The sequence below is a fragment of the Algoriella sp. genome (assembly GCF_036647415.1).
In the GTDB taxonomy this organism is placed as follows: domain Bacteria; phylum Bacteroidota; class Bacteroidia; order Flavobacteriales; family Weeksellaceae; genus Empedobacter.
In genome coordinates, this window is the sequence record NZ_JAVXKG010000025.1 from 36,077 (window position 1) to 52,255 (window position 16,179).

Genomic DNA, 16,179 nt, shown 5'->3' on the forward strand with positions numbered 1-16,179 from the left:
TAAGTCAAAGATCATAATAGACAATATTTCTAATTTATTTATATGTTTTTATTTTTTTTCATTATAAACACTACAGTATATTGTATTTATGATTTAATTCATGTCTAAAAACATTCTCGTTAAGGTATTAATTGATAATTTAGCTAAAATTTATCATTTTAAACCTATTTTAAATATTTAAACAAGTGTGTGCTTTATGTATATGCTTGTTTTTTTTTATCCTCTAACTAATTATTTTTTAAAACCATATATTCTTTTTTAAATTTTTATTAATTAAATATTTTAGCTTAAATAGTATTATTGTTTAAATAATTAATTACATTCGTATAACCTTTTTATAAGGTATAGGTTTAGGTTGGTTAGTGCTCAATGTTATTTTTATATCATTGAGCATTTTTTATATTTTCATTTAGACAAAAAAATTGTATATTTAAAGACTATTTATCATAAGTAGATTTTAGATTTTACTAATCAACTAGAGTGAAATCAGATATTTAATCAAGTATCTGATTTTGCTTTTTTTTTGACATTTCCCGAAAAGCATGTTTACTATAATTTCTAATAGTATGCACTTTTTTTTTAAATCTTTATTGTTTTACTTAACCAATTACAAACTATAACATTAAATACTCTTTGGTGAGCTTTCACTTTAAGTGATTCATTAAACTCTCGAATGATTTTTTTAACAATCAAAGGATCTTTTTCTTCTTTCGATTTTAAATCTTTTTCTTCCTCCATTATCTTTTCTTCTTTTTCGAGAAGTGAATAATACTGTTTTTCGGTCGGTTTAAACTCTTTTGGCACACTTTTAATCAAAAGATAAGCATTTGTATGTCTGTATAATTTTCCTTTCTTTAAATCACTTAAAATGACTTCTAGATATTCGCGGTCGATTAAATCATGATTAACTTGATGTTCGATTTGATGAGAAACTGGTTTTCGTGAAAGGTTATATTCCATTGCTTTTTTTTGCTTCCATTTGCAGTATTTGTTGAGAATATCAGCAATAAGCTCGGCGTTTACGAGTTGATAATGTTCAGATTTCTGTTCAAACATTCCGTACCTGTTCATTTTCAAAGCAATTTGAATTTCTTGAACAGAAATCATCCAAAATCTCATGTAAATCATATCACCAATATCATTGAGAAATTCATCCTTTGGCATATTCTCATCTTTCACACCTCGTAAAGTTGCATCTGCTGAAACATAACTATCAACCGTATTCAAAACATCATTCTTCCTACAATCTTTGATGATCGGAAACTCATACGTCTGTTTCAAAAGTTCTAAGGGACTCCATTTCGCGCTGTTTTCTTCGACTTTCGAGATAACTCTCGGTTTTTGTGACATTGACCCTCCCGACAATGACATCGCTTGATTCTGACTTTGCAATTCCATTTTGAGTTGTAGTTTGATTTAATTTTTTAATCTTATCGATCCAGTCGTCTTGATCCCACTCGAAAGAAAAATTTTGAAACCTATGAACTTTTTCACTTGTTTGAATTTTATAATCCATGTACGCTGTTGTTTGTTTTCTGAATTCTTGAAAATCATTTTCACGAGCAATCGAAATCATTCTTCCAATAACTTTCATTTGCAATGATTCTGATTTTTGAGAAAAAAACTCACAAACATTTTTGAAGAAATTTGAGTTTCTTAATTCAGTCGCGAAACCTTCTGGTAATTCTTTTTCTTTTTCTTCGGAACTTTTTTCTTTTTCTTCATCGATGTTTTTAGAAGTTTGAGAATTTGAAATTTCTTCCTCGTTTAAATTTTCAGACACACACCCCAAATCTTTTTTTTGTGTGTTTTTTTTTACTTCTTCGTTAGAAGAAGTATTTAATATATTATCCTCTATTCTATTATGCTGTTTTTTTGGTAAGCTGGGCTTAAGTTCGGCTAAAGCCGAACTTAAGCCCAGCTTATTTGCTAAATCTAAATTCAACTCAACTATTTGACTATCAGTTAATTTTAAAGATTCTTCTTTTGTGATGATTTTTCGCTTAATTAAGCTTCCTCTGATGCCTTTTACTCGATTTGTCTCTTTTATATCTTCCAAAGGCTTCATTCTTGATTGAAATGAGTTTGAAAAAAAGTAATTTCCATCTTCTGTAAACTCAAATAAATTAAAATCCTCGATAACTGATTTTACAATTCCAGAACCTACTCGAAAATCAAAAGAAAGAACATTGTAATCTCGTTGAAGTAAATAATCTGAACTTTCAAGCATTTTTTCCAGAATCATAAAGTATACAGCATAACCTTCTGCTTTATGTTTCATTCTAACGGCAATTATCTTATCGTCGTTACGCGCGCCACCATCGTGACTAAAATAAAATTTGTTTTTTGCCACAGATTTAGTTTTGTTTAATCAACTCATTTAACTTCTCACAAGCTCTATTTTTGATTGTGATACGCTCGTTGACGTTACAACCTGTAAAAATTTCGCCAAAACAATGATCACCTGTTTTGGTTTGAACGATGATGTTAAACTGCATAGGGCTTTCGTAGTGTTCAACTCTGAATCCTTTAGCCTGTATTGTTTGTTTTAATTCTTCTATTTCCATGATGGTAAGCTTTTATTTAAGTTTGAAATAAAGTGCTATGATTAGCACTGCGATAATTGTTGAAGAAAAAAGAAGCCAAATCAGCTTCTTATCTTCTTTTTCGTATTTAGTCATGGTTAATAAATTGGTGGTTTTGGTTTTTCGATTGGTTGAAAATGAGTAACAAATTCTCTATTTACATACAACCACCCTAGTTTCTCATCGTAAAATGTTTCATAAATTCCACCAAACGCAAAAACAAAATAACTTTCATTTGGTACATTGGGTTCATTACCTTTAATCCAACCGTTGTTATTTTCGATTCCTTGTAGGGATTTAGGTCTAACATCGAATAATTTTCTGCATATAGTTTCTTTACTTAACAAATCTTCGTAGTACTGAGACACAAATCCGTTATTTTTTAACGCTTTTTTCTGATTTTCTTTAGATATTTTACTCCAATTCTCTCCCCAAGCTTCTTTTATTTTTTCTTCTTTTGTCATCACGCTTCAGAATTAAAATAAACCTTGTAGTAGAACATCTTCTTTTCATCATCAAAACCTCTTTCAAGATTATCGGCAGCACAATCAGAATTCAATAAATCAATGTTTATTTTTGCACCTGTATCAAGTTTGATTTCTGATTTGATTTTCTTTGATTGAGTGATTAAAACTCCAGAATCAACTTCGAATTCTTTATCAAGTTTAATTTCTGTTTGATTTAAGTATTGATTGAATTCGTCTTTATATTCTCCTAAGGTTTCATCTACAATCTCAATGTTAACAAATTCATTATTCGCTAATCGATCAATAGCATTTGAAACAAATTCAGCCTGTTCCTTTCTGTTGGTTTGATTTAAAACAACATCATTCGAAAAGTCATTTATTGTTTCAAGAAATTTCTTTGTTTGTAAAGCTGGATTGGTAACGGGCTTTACTTCTAAGAAATTCTTTGTCCAGAATTCAGATTCGACATTGTTATCATCTATCGAATATACACGGAAACCTTCATCACGATAAACATCAAGGATTAAAACTCCTTTATCTAACTTATCAAGCTTGTAACCTTTCAAAACGTTGTAATCAATTACTTCTCTTTCGTCAAATCGTAAGAATTTTGATTTGTTTTCGAGTTTGTAAATTCCGATAGCTTTACAAGGAGTTCCATCGAATTGAGTATTATTCAATTGAACTGTAAAAACTTCACCGCTTTTAATTTGTGGATGTAATGATTGATCATAAAGCGTTTTTAAAACTTCATTCGAAAAATCAACAAAATCAATTTCTTCATCAAACATTGATTTACATAAGTTGTAAACTTTATTGAATTCTAATTTATCCGTGTAATGAGTAAATTGTTTTAATTCAAGGTTCTTTCTGAATGGACCAAACAAGAACGGAATCAATTGCTCTTCTTTTGATTCATCGAATTCGGTAGTTTTGGTTGCAAAAATATTCGCTTCTTCGCGAACTTTGTGTCCTACTTTTTGCAGAACCAAATGTTCTATATATGCGTTTTTTAACATGGTTTTGTTTTTAAATGATTTGATTGTTTTTTAACTCAATTTCGATTTGTAGTAGAAAGTCTTTTTCGTCTGGACTTGGTAAGTAAATTCCAGCTTCTACACTTGAATAATCTCTGAATTTCTCAATTGCTTTTTGTCTTTCAACAGGGTTGGAAGTGTTGTAAATCATGAAGCATTTGGAGCAGAATCTTCAAAAGTAAAAGAACTTACTAACACCTCGGTGATGTATTTCTTTTCATTGTTTAGCTCATATTCTCGAGTTCGTAAACTGCCTTCTACTGAAATTTTCATTCCTTTAGTAAAGTACTTTTCTGCAGCAACAGAATACTTACCTCTAAAAACAAGTGTATGCCATTCAGTTTCGGTTACTTTCTCATTTTGTTGATTTGTGTAAGTTGAGTTTGTTGCTAAACGGACCTTTGAAATTTGTCCGTTATCGAAATGTGTTGTTTTAGGGATATCTCCGATATGTCCTAAAAGAATTACTTTATTTATACTCATTTTCTAAAAAGGATTTTTGTTAAACTCTAAAATTTGATTATTGTTAGCAACGTGGACGATTTTACCTGTTGCTTCTTCGATTACTTTTTTGAATTTTCGCTCATCAGAATTGCTATCTGATAAGTGAATAAGTACAATTTTCTGTACTTGTGAAAGGTCGTTTGCAAGCAAAGTATCTCTACAAGTATTAAGGCTCATGTGTGATTTTAAGATTCGGTTTTTCAAGAATTCACCTTGCCAGGTACTACCTAATTTTTCTTTGATAATGTCTTCACAATAATTCGCTTCAATTATGATGTTATTGAGATTTGGAAAAGTATAATCAATGTATGTGGTATCTGTTACAAAAAGACATCTACCTGTTTCTTCGTGGTCTATTAAAAAACCTAATGGCTCGTTGACATCGTGGTGAACATTGAAAGGTAGAATCTTAAAATTTCCAATTTGAAAAGCTTGTTTTGATTTGATTATTTTGGCGTTGTGGTGTTTGATTGAAAAGAAATCAAATGTTCCGGCACTTGCATAAACTTCAATTCCATTACTCAAAGCATCTTTAATTCCTTTACCACCTGTACCAGAATGATCACCATGCTCGTGCGTAACCAAAGCTCCAACTACCTTACTTAAATCGAATTTTAATACTTCTTTTATCTTGGAAAAATTAAGCCCCAATTCAATGATTAGGGCTTCATTTTCATTTTCAAGGATATAGCAATTTCCACTACTCCCCGTTCCTATTATTTTGAGTTGCATTTATTTTAAATCAAATTGAAATGCTGTTTTTGGTTTACGATTAAAAACACCATGATTATTTTCAATTAAATGATTTTTAAAATCATCTATATCTTTCTTGTGTCCTTTTACTCCAAGATGCATATCAACCATCATATCTGGCTTAAAACCTACTATAATTTCGATATTAAAATCTTTTGCAACTTGAGTAACTACTTCTTGAAAATTATATTTACCAAAAATATCAACCCATAATTTTCTTTTGATTCTAACTTTCTTCATTACGCAAAAGGTGGTTCAGCTGGAAATTGCACTTCAGTTGCAGCTTCTTCAATAACTTCACTATTTGAAACATCTACTACTTCTTCAACAACTTGAGCTTCTTCGAAATCTAATGGTTGTGTATTCGCATTTTCTTTAATTTTTTGAGAAACTTCACTTTCAGTTGGAGTTGATTTTAAAACTTCATCTTCCTCACTATCAATTAATGCAGAATCATCAGATGAACGAATTATTAATTTACAAGCACGATTAATAACAGTTTTAATTGCCATTTGATCTGGAAATTTTTTATGTGCTGGAGAAGCTCCATTTGTCGCACCTTGTTGCCAAGATGCTTGAATCTGTTTAATGTTCATAATTTCAACATCATGAGTACCATCTTCCATTTCGATAACAGCATACGCTCCTATCACATCTGTGCTTCCTAAGTTTTCTAAAGTTTGAGAATGTTGAGAAATTTTCTTTCTTCCCGTTGAGCCATCAACCTCGAATTTAAAATCATCTCCTTTGAAAATAGCTTGTGCTTTAATATGTTTCAAACCTCCGTATCGTTTTGCTAGCGCAATGTTTCCAGAATAATCTGGTGTACATTCTAGACGATTTCCGTACATAATAAAATAACATTGCTTTTTAAGCGGAGATAATCCCCAAATAACCATTTTTAACAAAGCTTCTGCAATTGATGCTTGCGTACAATGCTCTAATGCTAATTTACCTTCACGATTCTTTGTTTCGCTTAAAATGATATATGCTGATTTCAAAGCGTTTGAAGGGATATAATCCTTTGGAATTGTTAATTCACCTGCTTCTTGGAATGATTGAACTTTTTGTAAAACTTGCGCTGAAATATCTTTTTTTACTTGCGCTACTTGTGTATTTTCTGACATTTTATTTTGTTTTTGGGGTTAGTTATTATTTAATAAAGACTGAGCTACACCGTCTTTTAAAAGTCCTTGTTCATTCATTTTGAGAACAATTTGACTTGCGAATAACATATCGTGACGATCTTTTAATTCTTTCGAATAAGATGAAGTGAAGTTTTCAATATGTTTTTTAATTAAAGCTTCGAAATTACTTGTGTTTTGAAAATATTCTTTTTCAATTTTATTCTCGATATACTCTTTAATAGTTACAATTTCTGTTGGATTGTAATAATCTTTTTTGCATTTCTTTTCTTCAAATAAATGATTAATAGTTTCCTGAACCTTAAGGTCTTTATCAAGATTTATTTTTCTATCTAATTGTTGACAGAAAGCTGTAAATCCCTCTTCTTTGAATTTGCTCCAAACTTCATTTTTTACACGATTTGTGATTTCATTTTTCACTAATTCGTTTAAAGATTCTTCATTTTCGTAATCAGAATAGATGTCTGATAAATCAACTTCTATATTAAGTTTCATAATGTTATTTTTAAGGGGTTAATTAAATTTTAAAGTTTCTTGTTTCGGATCTACAATCAAACTAATGATTTGACTTTCAGTAGGAATTAATTTGGTTACAGATTCTCGATTGTCCAAAAAAACAGGTGCTGAAATTTCATTCACTTTACAAAGAGTGTTAATGATGTCTAATCCTGCATTGATTCTTCCTGCTGTATTTGCTGAACCAAAAGGAACTCCGTTAACCAAAGTAATACATGTTGGATTTAAACCTCCATTTACTTGTTCTTCGAATAATTTAAAAGTGACGTATTCGAACTTTTCATTTACTGATTTTTCAAGGCTTTCAGTTTTTACTTTTTTGAAACGTTCAATAACAAATTGCTCTTTTTCAAGACTTGCAATAATCTGAGAAAGTTCTTTTTCTCTACTTGCTAATTCTTTGATACGATTGTCAATATTCTCATTAACTGACTTCTTACCTTTAAGTTCAATCAACTTTTTAATTTCCGATTGAATTATTTGTTTTTGCTCTTTTAATTCGGAATTATCAGCTTGTTTAATTTCCTTAATACCAGATTGAAGAGTTGCAATTTCAATCTTCAATTTTGATAATTGAGCATCATTATTAATTAACGATTGATAAACCTCTTCTTCGTTTTTAGGAGTTTGAAGATTTGAGGTTTCAGTTTGGATTTGATTTTCGATTGAAACAATTTCATTCGTTAATTGGTCTATAAATCCTTTTTGTTCATCAAGTTTTGTTTGATAAGAATTAAGAGTATTATTTACAACTTCAAGCTGCTTTTTAACTTGGTTTCCATCGTTAATAATAGTATTTAACAAAGAGGTTTTGTCGGTATTGAATTTTGAAATTAACTCCTGTTTCTTTGAATCAATATCTTTTACTTCGAAAGGTCTTGAACAGCAAGGACAATTAAAATCATCTTCTTTAAAAATTAATTGCTTAGAATTCTCATTATTATAAGAATCAACTAAATTTTGCTTTTTAGTTTGTAAAATCTCAATTTGCTTTTGATAATCAAGAATAGCAGAATTAATATTTGAGCGATTATTCGCATAATCGTCGCGTTCACTTTTCTTTAATCTTAACTTCGATTTCAAAGCTTCAATACTTGAATTATCAACAAAACAATCTTTCTTAGCTTGATTTCTCAAACCAATTTCAATCTCTGATTTTTGAGAATTAAGTTGTTGAATTTCTTGTTGAATTTTTGTATTTGCATCAACAATTTTTTGAACTGATTTAGAAGCATTTTCAAGCTCTGAATCTATATCAGAAACTTTTGTTTCTTTCTCCTGGATGTCCGAATCAATTTTAGCAAAATCAACATCATCAATTTTTGAATTTTTAAGCTCATCTATTCTAGCTGGAGTATCTTCTTTTTCTTGTTTAGATTTTTTAATCGATGCTTTAAGTTGAGTATCATACTCATCTAAAGTCTTATTAGTTAGCTTCAATGATAACTCTTTAAAATCAGCATCAGAATTAAATAATTCCTCGTCCGAAACTTCACCAGCAATTGAAACTAAAACTTCACGTTTTTTCTTCCAGTCTAAAGATTCAAAAGAACTCGGGCTTGTAATTAATTTGAATAAACTTTCTTCTGAAATCTCAGCTATCTTTGAGCTAAATTCTTTTAGTGATACTGGAACTTGATTAAAGATTAATTCAGTTTCATGTCCTTTGAAAGTCTTTTCTTCTGCTCCTTTAACTTTCTGCCACTTTTCTTTGTAAATACGCGATAAAGTAACTTCTTCGTTATTGATCAATAAAGTTGCGTGAACTTCAACATCAACTTGTTTTTGAGCTTGATTATTTTCATCAAGAGGTTTTATTTCGTAATCTTTGCGATCATTAGCATCTTTTCCAAAAAGAAGCCATAAAAAAGCATCAAATAAAGTTGATTTTCCAGCTCCATTTTTACCATAAATGAAGTTCTCTTTTTCGTTAAAATCGTCAAATTTGGCAAGACGAAAGCTTTTGAAGTTCTTCAACTCCAGCGATTTTAGTACAATATTTTTCATGTAATTCTTTGGGTATTTGTTAGATATGTGAAAGTTTTAATTCTCTACGTAAAGAATTTCTAACAGAATCTTTAACACTTAATCTACGAATAGGTTTATTTTGAAGTTTTGCTTTTTCTAAGACTTTTTGCGCAATAGACTTCTGCTCTTTACTTTCAGAATAAGTTAAGAAAGTATTTTCCTTGTGTTTTTCTTTTTCTTCCTGCTTTTTAAGATTCGGTTTTGTATTTGGCCGTCCTACTCCTACTTTATTTTTAGGTTTTGGAAGTGGTTGCAATGGAATTATAAAATCAGCAACAAGAGCGAAATAATGTTCTTTGAATGGAGATTTCTTTTCTAATCGAATCATTAAAGATTTATAAGAAATGTCAAATCTTCTTTTTAATTCAGCTTTGTTTTCAGTTTCAAAAACAAGTTTATTATTTTGGTCGTAAACGTAAATCATTTCATTCATAACGAATAAGTTTTGATAGTTTGCATTTCAGTATATTGTCTGGGCATAACAGCCTTTGCAATTTGAAGTATTTTAGAATTTACAAAATCACTGAACTGATATTCGATGTTGAAATCAAATAATTCAATACTATAAAGCGATTCTAATTCCGTGTAACGATAGTTTGGAAATCGTTCATCAATAGCGTTTTCATGGAAATTAAAGTTGATTCCTAACGTTAGATTATGACCTTTGTATTTTGGATCATTACATTTTAACTCAAAAGTTAACTTCATTTCTCCATCAATAATTCTAAATGATTCTGGTTTCATTTGCATAAAATCAAATTCGATTTCTGCAAGTTGTGGAATGTATATTTTTCGTTTCATTTAAAACACAATTTTAATTACGAAAAAACCAACTATTATAAGCGCTGCAAGACAAATAAATGTATTTAGATCCTGCATTAATTTTTGTTCATTCATGATTTATAATCGAATATGATTAAACCATTTTTATTTTCATACAAACTAATCGCTTCATCAATAAAGCCATCGTTATACATATCAATCAGATATTGTTCTTTTAAAAGAGAATCAGCACATTCGTGATACCTTTTTAAGTGATGACTCAATGATAATTTTTGACCTTCTTGTATTCTGAAATCGAAAACAATAAGTTTGTTATTTGGAGTAACCTTTATCATTCCAACCAGGATATTAGTCTCTTTTGGTTCAATTGTTTTTTCAACTACTTTTTTTCGTTGAAAAAATCTTTGTAACTTTGTTACATAATGTGAAAATAACTTGTTCATATTATTAAAAATTTTGATATTAAGCTTCAGTTGCTGCTGGAGCTTTTTTTGGTTTTTGTATTTTAGGATAACCTAGTTCTTGCATCACTTTTAAAGTATCTTTTGCTCTAAGCATAGGTCTTTTGTTTTTTGTCTTTTTAAACTTTGAAGGATGTTCAAAAAGAGAATTTTCTATAGCTTTTGATTTCAATGTTTTTACATTTATCACAAAAAAATCTACAGCTTCATTAATCTGAAAATAAGGTTTAACCCCACTTTCAATAAGTTGAATGATTTCAAGCCTATTCATTTGGATTTAATTTTGATTAGTTTCTCAAATCGGATTCGAACCGATGACGCATCAAAGAAATATGACCGCTCTAATCACTGAGCTATTGAGAAAGTCCAATTTGTATTACTATTTAATAGTTTTTACAAATGGTAAGTTGTTACCAGAAAAAGTCTGCGGAAGCACTCCGTTCCATTTTTGAATTGCTTTTTCTTGTAAAATTTCTTGAGTTAAACCTTTTGAACGAATCAACGCTTGTTCAGTTATCAATTGTTCTAACTCGTTTGTTTTCTTTTGTTCTTGAATTTTTTGATCTAAAACCGAAAGATTTGTATTCACTTCATTACGCGCGTCAATCTTTCCTTTTACTTTATCGGAGAAATCTAATTGAGCAGAAAAGGATATTAATTCTAAACCTCTTTTTTCGAATTCTTTGACCATAATAGCTTCCAAGTCTTTTTCAAATTTCAAAGAACCTCCGTTTGACATCAGTTGTTCAGTAGTGTATTTTCGAGATTCTTCTTTAGCTAAATCATACATTCTTGGTTCTAAAACATTATCAGCTAAAGAAGTCATGAAATCACCATCTTTCAATTGCTTATTATTAAAAACAACATCGACAGATTTTGATTCAACAACTCTAAAAGAGTAAACAGGACTTGCTTTGAACTCAGTATTATCTGCTGCTTTAAGTGTTAAAGACTTCTCGAAATTTCCTCGTTGTTCAAAAAGAGGAACTTGAAACAATTCTTTTCCTGGTGACATAAGCCAAACACGACCTTTTTCTGTAGTAAAATCTGATTTGCCATTTTTACCATAATTCTCCATTACTACACCTACATAATTAGGTTCGACTCTTGAACATGAAGAAATAAATAGACTTAACAAGCCTACGATTACTAGGATTTTTTTACCCATCTGTTTATAATTAATATTAAAATTCCGATTAGCATTAAACCATAAGCCAAAAAGACACTTATGTGTGCAAAAGATTCTCCTATCATCCATAAGTAAATAAATACTCCAATTACAATAGAAGAATATTTGATAATTGATTTTGTTTCCATTTTAGATTTATTTTAGTTCCTGTCAACGGCTCGAACGTTGATGCTTGCCAATCAGGAATTTGTATATATTTGTATTTCCAACAATAAAATATATACGTTATGAATTATCAATTAAACGACGCTGTTTATTATAATGGTGTAGAGTTTATTATAAGCGCTTTTATGAATGATAAAGGCGAAATGTCAATTTTAATGGAAAAAGAATTTGACTCTTATCACTGGGTGTTACTTTATGACCAAAGAACATCAACCCAAATAAAAGCTCACTTAGGAACTGTTTTTAAGAATGAAATAACTGAAAGTGATTCGACAGAAACTACAGATTAAATAATAAGTAGATTAAATTTCTAATTTTTAACCTCTTCGGAGGTTTTTCTTTTTTCTAAAATATCAATCCTTTCCTTTAGTATTTTTTTAGAAACCTCTTTACTTTCCTTTTCTTCTTTTTCCAAGATTTTAATCACTTCGTCTATTCGACCGAACTTGCTTATATCTTTAAGTAGCATTTTTTTGAAATACCAATTCATCGCTTTTTTTTCAGATTTGGTTAAACCATCACTTTTATTTAATGATTCAAATACTTTTAATTGACTTAAAAATCTTGAATTATCAAGAAATAAAAATCTATTAATTCTTCTAATTAATTTTTTCATAGTTATAAGGTTATTTATTATCTAACTAATGAATAGTTTGTTATGCTAAAGGATTATAAAAAACTTAAAGCAACTTACCAGATAGTTAGATTAAAATTTGTGAATAGAAATTTATAAAAGTTGTAAAATACATTGATTAACAACATTATCATGACTAAAGTTAATATAGTCATAGATGAAATAACAATGGTTTTTGTTATTAAATCTATCCAACGATCGTAAAACGGCTCTTTTCTCATAAGCTATTTGATTTGTTTTAGCCATCTTACCAAGTTTCGAACTTGCTTAACTTCCAAATAAGAGTAAGATGTTTAACAGGTATTAAATCCGCGCCTTATCGCGGTTTGATAAATTATATAAATTCGGATGCTTCAAAGGTTATCCCCTCGCTCTTAGCTGATTCTTTAGTACTCGTACAATTTCAGCTCGCAGACTCACCTAACTTGATTTTGTTAGCAATGATTTATATTTTATCCCAGTGATGTCAATGAACTACTCGTATTTTGTTCGAGTTTCTTTTATATTCCAAATGATGATTTAAATTCAGTAATCTTAAGCGCCAAGAGAAGGATATAAGTTGGTTTTGAAACCGTGACCGCCAGAGGAACGTTTTTGCGCGCCAAAAGAAGTCCTTAGGATTACCCCGCCAGAGGAACTATTTACTTGATCTATTATCTATCATTTAATTATTAAAGAACACTTCGTATTATATTTTCAAGTCCGTAGACTAGTACTCGATTTATTAGCCTAAACAATTGTTTTCTAAACCAGCATAAGGAGATTTAGAAAACCACATCATTAAAGAAGTTAAACTTCTCTTAATTTGGGTTTTATCGTATATAGACTGAACTTGCTTACTGATTGTCGTTCGTTCTGTAAAGGTTATCTGAGATACTTCTTTATAGTTTAAACCTTGCGCAAATAAGCTTGCGACTTTAATTTCTTGATTCGTTAAGTTTTCCATTAGGGTATTTAGGGTATTAGTTTTAGTTATGTTGGATCACTCCAAATATTTTGTGTCACACCATGCTTTTTGAAAATTCTTTCGATAGTCCTCATTTCAGATAAACTCATTGGTCTTGAACCATTCTGAATAGAGAAATATGTACTATCACTATTCGTAGAAAGAAACATCATTACCTCATCTTTAAAAGGCTTAAAAGATTCCTTTTTTAATTGAACACGTCCATTCTTAAAGCTTTTGAACAATTTTGTATTCTGTTTTTCTTTCATAACCTTGGGCATATCTGATTTTGGTATATTTTTATTACTTTTACTTCTTGTACTCTGTGTAGTTTTGTACACAAGAGTAAATTGTTTTACAAATATAGAGATTTTTCTCTAATTAAATCTATTAATTAGAGATTTTTTTACATTTTTTCTCTAATGAATTTTTAAACACCTGATTATGAGTGTAAAAGAAAGACTAAAAGATTATATAAAATCTAAAGGATTGACAATAAAAGCGTTTGAAAATAGCATAAATGCTTCAAATGGATATGTAAATAGTATTTCAAAGGGTATAGGAAAAGAATATTTGGAAATAATTAGAGAAAAATATCCTGACTTGGATTTAGAAAAATTATTGTATTCAGACAAAATAGAGAATTTAGAGAAAAAAGACTCTAAAACAGCTTTATTTAAAAATGACTTATTTAAATCAATACCTTTTTATGATATCAATGTTTCTGCTGGAGATATTGTATTTTTAGACGGCGGGCTTTTAAAAGATAAAGAACCTGATGATTGGTTTGATATACCTAAATCAGTAGATGCAGATATCGCTTTTCCTACTTATGGACATTCTATGAGTCCTGTTATAACAAATGGCGATAGAGTCGCTTATAAGTTTATTACAGATTGGAGTTTTTTTAATTACGGAATGAAGTATATGATTGTTACAGATGAACAAAGAATGGTTAAGTATTTAAGAAAACATGAAAAAGAAGGTTTTATACTTTTAGAGAGTGAAAATCCTGAATACGATTCAATTGATATGCCCATTAGTAGCGTTAGAAATATACTACAAGTGCGTTATATTGGAAAAATTGAAATGTAATTACGTTTTCCCGTAAAAATAAAATAACTATTATAAATAAATTGTAAAAAAAATAATTATATGGGAATATTTGACTTTTTAAAACCAAAAACATCTGAGGTAAATAATAATAAAATACAAGAGGTCGTAAATAAAACTAATGAAATAGAGTTAACATCATTTTTAAACATTCCATTTGGTTCTAGCAAAGAGTTTACGAATGAAGAAATGACTAAAAAAGGAGCTGTATTGTTTGGCGAACAAACAGAATCAACGATTGCATTTAATAATATCACTTTTGGAGGGCTTGAAGTTGATTTTATTATCTTTTATTTTTATGAAGATAAATTTTGTAAAGCTTCTGTTTATTTTAACGTTATTACAAGTGAGTTTCAATTATTAGATAAATACTATTCTATTAAAACAAACATAGATAATAAGTACTATACATCTGATAAACACTACGAAACTTACAACTATCCTTTTCACAAAGGTGATGGTCAGTTAACTTTAGGTTTGCAGATTAAAGAAATTGACATTAAAACATTTTGGAATTTTACTAACTCAAATAGTAATCATGAGGATGATTATATTTCTATTTCACTAGATGAAAGATTGAATTTGATATTAACTTATGAAAATACATTCTTAAATACTCAATATGTTGATTATTACACATCAAAAAGAATGGACGATTTTTAATATATTATGAAAATATTAGTAACTATCGAAAGTTTACACTTTAATTATCCAGGTGTAATAAATCCAAATATACCTCCTCGCCTTTTTGGTCAACTACTAAATAAAGGTAAACTCGAAATTGAAATTACAGTATATAATAAAATCAAAGAAAAAACTGAAAAGTATATTGTAAAAGACAATTTGTTAAAAGAAACTGCTAGATTAAATAATTTAGGTATTGGTTATGAAAAAAATAACAATATTGATTTAGCAATTGAGACCTATTTAGAAAATATAAAACTCGGTTATCCTGCACGGCATTCATATAATAGGTTAATCATTTTGTATACTAAAAATAAAGAATTTAATAAGGCGCTTGAAATTTCAGTATTAGCAATAAAGAAATTCCCAAAAGAAACAAAATACAAAGAAAAGCGTGATAAACTGAAGCTTAAAATAAAAACTGATATTAAATAAGAATTCAAATCAACGACATTTACTCTTAATTACGGTTTCACGTAAAAACATACATAAAAAAATATTTAACTTTGGTAAAAATTAAACAAAATGAAAAGAATTTTATTATTAGCGTCTATTTTCGCTTTATCATTAACAACTTTGTCTTCTTGTTCATCTGATGATGATTCGAGTATTGAGAATATAGAGAAAGACTCTGAATTAAAAAAAGAGCTTATTGGTAAATGGAGAATTACACATTTTTATCTTGATAAATCAGGTGTCTACGTAGATATTACAAAACCTCCATTTAATGAAAATATTGATGAAAACTATTTTACTTTTAATCAAGATAATTCTTTTGTTGGAACAGGAAGTATAACATCTAATCAAAAAGGATGGTATAAGGATGACAAGCCTAATGTTTATCTTTATGAAGACAAAAACAAGACAAAGGGATTAGCGATTATTAAAATATTAAACAACGAGCCTAACAACAGAAAAGAAGTTGAACTTCAAGTAGGTGACGTGAAGCAAAAATTAAAAATCACTAAACAATAATTTTTCCTTAATTTTTTATTATCAAAAAATATAGTTTAAATTTGTACAACAAGAATTCAGAAATGATTTCTTTATTATACCACCAAAATAGCGAACGTTTTTTGTTCGCTATTTTTTTTTTGCGCCCCCTGGTGCGTTTATGTTTCCTTTTTTGTTAAAATAATTAAAATCTAAAATAGATTGTTGGTTTTGTT

General features: G+C 29.1%; 26 protein-coding genes. 5 read left to right on the forward strand and 21 right to left on the reverse strand.

The window, feature by feature from the left end; translation table 11 throughout:
* Positions 1-579 precede the first annotated feature (579 nt).
* From RSC72_RS11030 to RSC72_RS11115, 18 genes are all read right to left on the reverse strand, one after another.
* Positions 580-1,281 (reverse strand): hypothetical protein, encoded by a 702-nt coding sequence (locus tag RSC72_RS11030; RefSeq protein ID WP_332565957.1) that lies wholly within the window; start codon positions 1,279-1,281, stop codon positions 580-582.
* Complete coding sequence (locus tag RSC72_RS11035; protein ID WP_332565956.1) at positions 1,265-2,353, reverse strand: Lin1244/Lin1753 domain-containing protein; 1,089 nt, start codon at positions 2,351-2,353, stop codon at positions 1,265-1,267. Before RSC72_RS11035 ends, RSC72_RS11030 begins: the two co-directional genes overlap by 17 nt.
* 4 nt (positions 2,354-2,357) lie before the next feature.
* Positions 2,358-2,567 carry a hypothetical protein gene (locus tag RSC72_RS11040; protein ID WP_332578498.1) on the reverse strand — a complete coding sequence of 70 codons (210 nt, stop codon included), beginning with the start codon at positions 2,565-2,567 and terminating at the stop codon, positions 2,358-2,360.
* A 116-nt stretch (positions 2,568-2,683) separates the two neighbouring features.
* On the reverse strand, positions 2,684-3,049 hold the full coding sequence (locus RSC72_RS11045; protein WP_332565955.1) for a hypothetical protein: 366 nt from the start codon (positions 3,047-3,049) through the stop codon (positions 2,684-2,686).
* Positions 3,049-4,071, reverse strand: a complete 1,023-nt coding sequence (locus RSC72_RS11050; RefSeq protein ID WP_332565954.1) for a nucleoid-associated protein — start codon at positions 4,069-4,071, stop codon at positions 3,049-3,051. The genes RSC72_RS11045 and RSC72_RS11050 overlap by 1 nt, the downstream gene beginning before the upstream one ends.
* 10 nt (positions 4,072-4,081) lie before the next feature.
* Entirely contained in the window at positions 4,082-4,240 is a 159-nt protein-coding gene (locus tag RSC72_RS11055) for a hypothetical protein (protein ID WP_332565953.1), read from the reverse strand.
* Positions 4,237-4,572, reverse strand: a complete 336-nt coding sequence (locus RSC72_RS11060; RefSeq protein ID WP_332565952.1) for a single-stranded DNA-binding protein — start codon at positions 4,570-4,572, stop codon at positions 4,237-4,239. Before RSC72_RS11060 ends, RSC72_RS11055 begins: the two co-directional genes overlap by 4 nt.
* A 3-nt stretch (positions 4,573-4,575) precedes the next feature.
* Complete coding sequence (locus RSC72_RS11065) at positions 4,576-5,325, reverse strand: MBL fold metallo-hydrolase (protein ID WP_332565951.1); 750 nt, start codon at positions 5,323-5,325, stop codon at positions 4,576-4,578.
* Positions 5,326-5,586 carry a hypothetical protein gene (locus RSC72_RS11070; protein WP_332565950.1) on the reverse strand — a complete coding sequence of 87 codons (261 nt, stop codon included), beginning with the start codon at positions 5,584-5,586 and terminating at the stop codon, positions 5,326-5,328.
* Positions 5,586-6,473, reverse strand: coding sequence for a recombinase RecT (locus RSC72_RS11075; RefSeq protein WP_332565949.1), 888 nt, complete (start codon positions 6,471-6,473; stop codon positions 5,586-5,588). The genes RSC72_RS11070 and RSC72_RS11075 overlap by 1 nt, the downstream gene beginning before the upstream one ends.
* Before the next feature lie 18 nt (positions 6,474-6,491).
* Positions 6,492-6,986 (reverse strand): hypothetical protein, encoded by a 495-nt coding sequence (locus RSC72_RS11080; protein WP_332565948.1) that lies wholly within the window; start codon positions 6,984-6,986, stop codon positions 6,492-6,494.
* Positions 6,987-7,004: 18 nt separating this feature from the next.
* Positions 7,005-9,014 (reverse strand): ATP-binding protein, encoded by a 2,010-nt coding sequence (locus RSC72_RS11085; protein ID WP_332565947.1) that lies wholly within the window; start codon positions 9,012-9,014, stop codon positions 7,005-7,007.
* 19 nt (positions 9,015-9,033) lie between these two features.
* Positions 9,034-9,468, reverse strand: a complete 435-nt coding sequence (locus RSC72_RS11090; RefSeq protein ID WP_332565946.1) for a hypothetical protein — start codon at positions 9,466-9,468, stop codon at positions 9,034-9,036.
* Positions 9,465-9,836 carry a hypothetical protein gene (locus RSC72_RS11095; protein ID WP_332565945.1) on the reverse strand — a complete coding sequence of 124 codons (372 nt, stop codon included), beginning with the start codon at positions 9,834-9,836 and terminating at the stop codon, positions 9,465-9,467. The genes RSC72_RS11090 and RSC72_RS11095 overlap by 4 nt, the downstream gene beginning before the upstream one ends.
* A gap of 92 nt (positions 9,837-9,928) precedes the next feature.
* Complete coding sequence (locus tag RSC72_RS11100) at positions 9,929-10,261, reverse strand: hypothetical protein (protein ID WP_332565944.1); 333 nt, start codon at positions 10,259-10,261, stop codon at positions 9,929-9,931.
* Positions 10,262-10,280: 19 nt separating this feature from the next.
* On the reverse strand, positions 10,281-10,550 hold the full coding sequence (locus RSC72_RS11105; protein ID WP_332578499.1) for a hypothetical protein: 270 nt from the start codon (positions 10,548-10,550) through the stop codon (positions 10,281-10,283).
* Between the two features lie 108 nt (positions 10,551-10,658).
* Entirely contained in the window at positions 10,659-11,447 is a 789-nt protein-coding gene (locus RSC72_RS11110; RefSeq protein ID WP_332565942.1) for an SPFH domain-containing protein, read from the reverse strand.
* Positions 11,429-11,596 carry a hypothetical protein gene (locus tag RSC72_RS11115; RefSeq protein ID WP_332565941.1) on the reverse strand — a complete coding sequence of 56 codons (168 nt, stop codon included), beginning with the start codon at positions 11,594-11,596 and terminating at the stop codon, positions 11,429-11,431. The genes RSC72_RS11110 and RSC72_RS11115 overlap by 19 nt, the downstream gene beginning before the upstream one ends.
* Positions 11,597-11,695: 99 nt before the next feature.
* Between RSC72_RS11115 and RSC72_RS11120 the strand changes: the two genes are divergently transcribed.
* A complete protein-coding gene (locus RSC72_RS11120) occupies positions 11,696-11,923 on the forward strand; it encodes a hypothetical protein (RefSeq protein WP_332578500.1) in 228 nt (75 codons plus the stop codon).
* Positions 11,924-11,943: 20 nt separating this feature from the next.
* Here RSC72_RS11120 and RSC72_RS11125 read toward each other — a convergent pair whose 3' ends face one another.
* From RSC72_RS11125 to RSC72_RS11135, 3 genes are all read right to left on the reverse strand, one after another.
* Positions 11,944-12,249: a hypothetical protein gene (locus tag RSC72_RS11125; RefSeq protein ID WP_332578501.1), complete on the reverse strand. Its 306-nt coding sequence runs from the start codon at positions 12,247-12,249 to the stop codon at positions 11,944-11,946.
* Positions 12,250-12,991: 742 nt separating this feature from the next.
* Positions 12,992-13,213 carry a helix-turn-helix transcriptional regulator gene (locus RSC72_RS11130; RefSeq protein WP_332578502.1) on the reverse strand — a complete coding sequence of 74 codons (222 nt, stop codon included), beginning with the start codon at positions 13,211-13,213 and terminating at the stop codon, positions 12,992-12,994.
* 26 nt (positions 13,214-13,239) lie between these two features.
* Positions 13,240-13,554 carry a hypothetical protein gene (locus RSC72_RS11135; RefSeq protein ID WP_332578503.1) on the reverse strand — a complete coding sequence of 105 codons (315 nt, stop codon included), beginning with the start codon at positions 13,552-13,554 and terminating at the stop codon, positions 13,240-13,242.
* Between the two features lie 103 nt (positions 13,555-13,657).
* Between RSC72_RS11135 and RSC72_RS11140 the strand changes: the two genes are divergently transcribed.
* The 4 genes from RSC72_RS11140 (at position 13,658) to RSC72_RS11155 (ending at position 15,985) form a co-directional block, all read left to right on the forward strand.
* A complete protein-coding gene (locus RSC72_RS11140) occupies positions 13,658-14,308 on the forward strand; it encodes a S24 family peptidase (RefSeq protein ID WP_332578504.1) in 651 nt (216 codons plus the stop codon).
* A gap of 60 nt (positions 14,309-14,368) precedes the next feature.
* Positions 14,369-14,989, forward strand: a complete 621-nt coding sequence (locus tag RSC72_RS11145; RefSeq protein WP_332578505.1) for a hypothetical protein — start codon at positions 14,369-14,371, stop codon at positions 14,987-14,989.
* Between the two features lie 6 nt (positions 14,990-14,995).
* A complete protein-coding gene (locus RSC72_RS11150; RefSeq protein WP_332578506.1) occupies positions 14,996-15,445 on the forward strand; it encodes a hypothetical protein in 450 nt (149 codons plus the stop codon).
* A gap of 90 nt (positions 15,446-15,535) precedes the next feature.
* Positions 15,536-15,985, forward strand: a complete 450-nt coding sequence (locus tag RSC72_RS11155) for a hypothetical protein (RefSeq protein WP_332578507.1) — start codon at positions 15,536-15,538, stop codon at positions 15,983-15,985.
* Positions 15,986-16,179 lie beyond the last annotated feature (194 nt).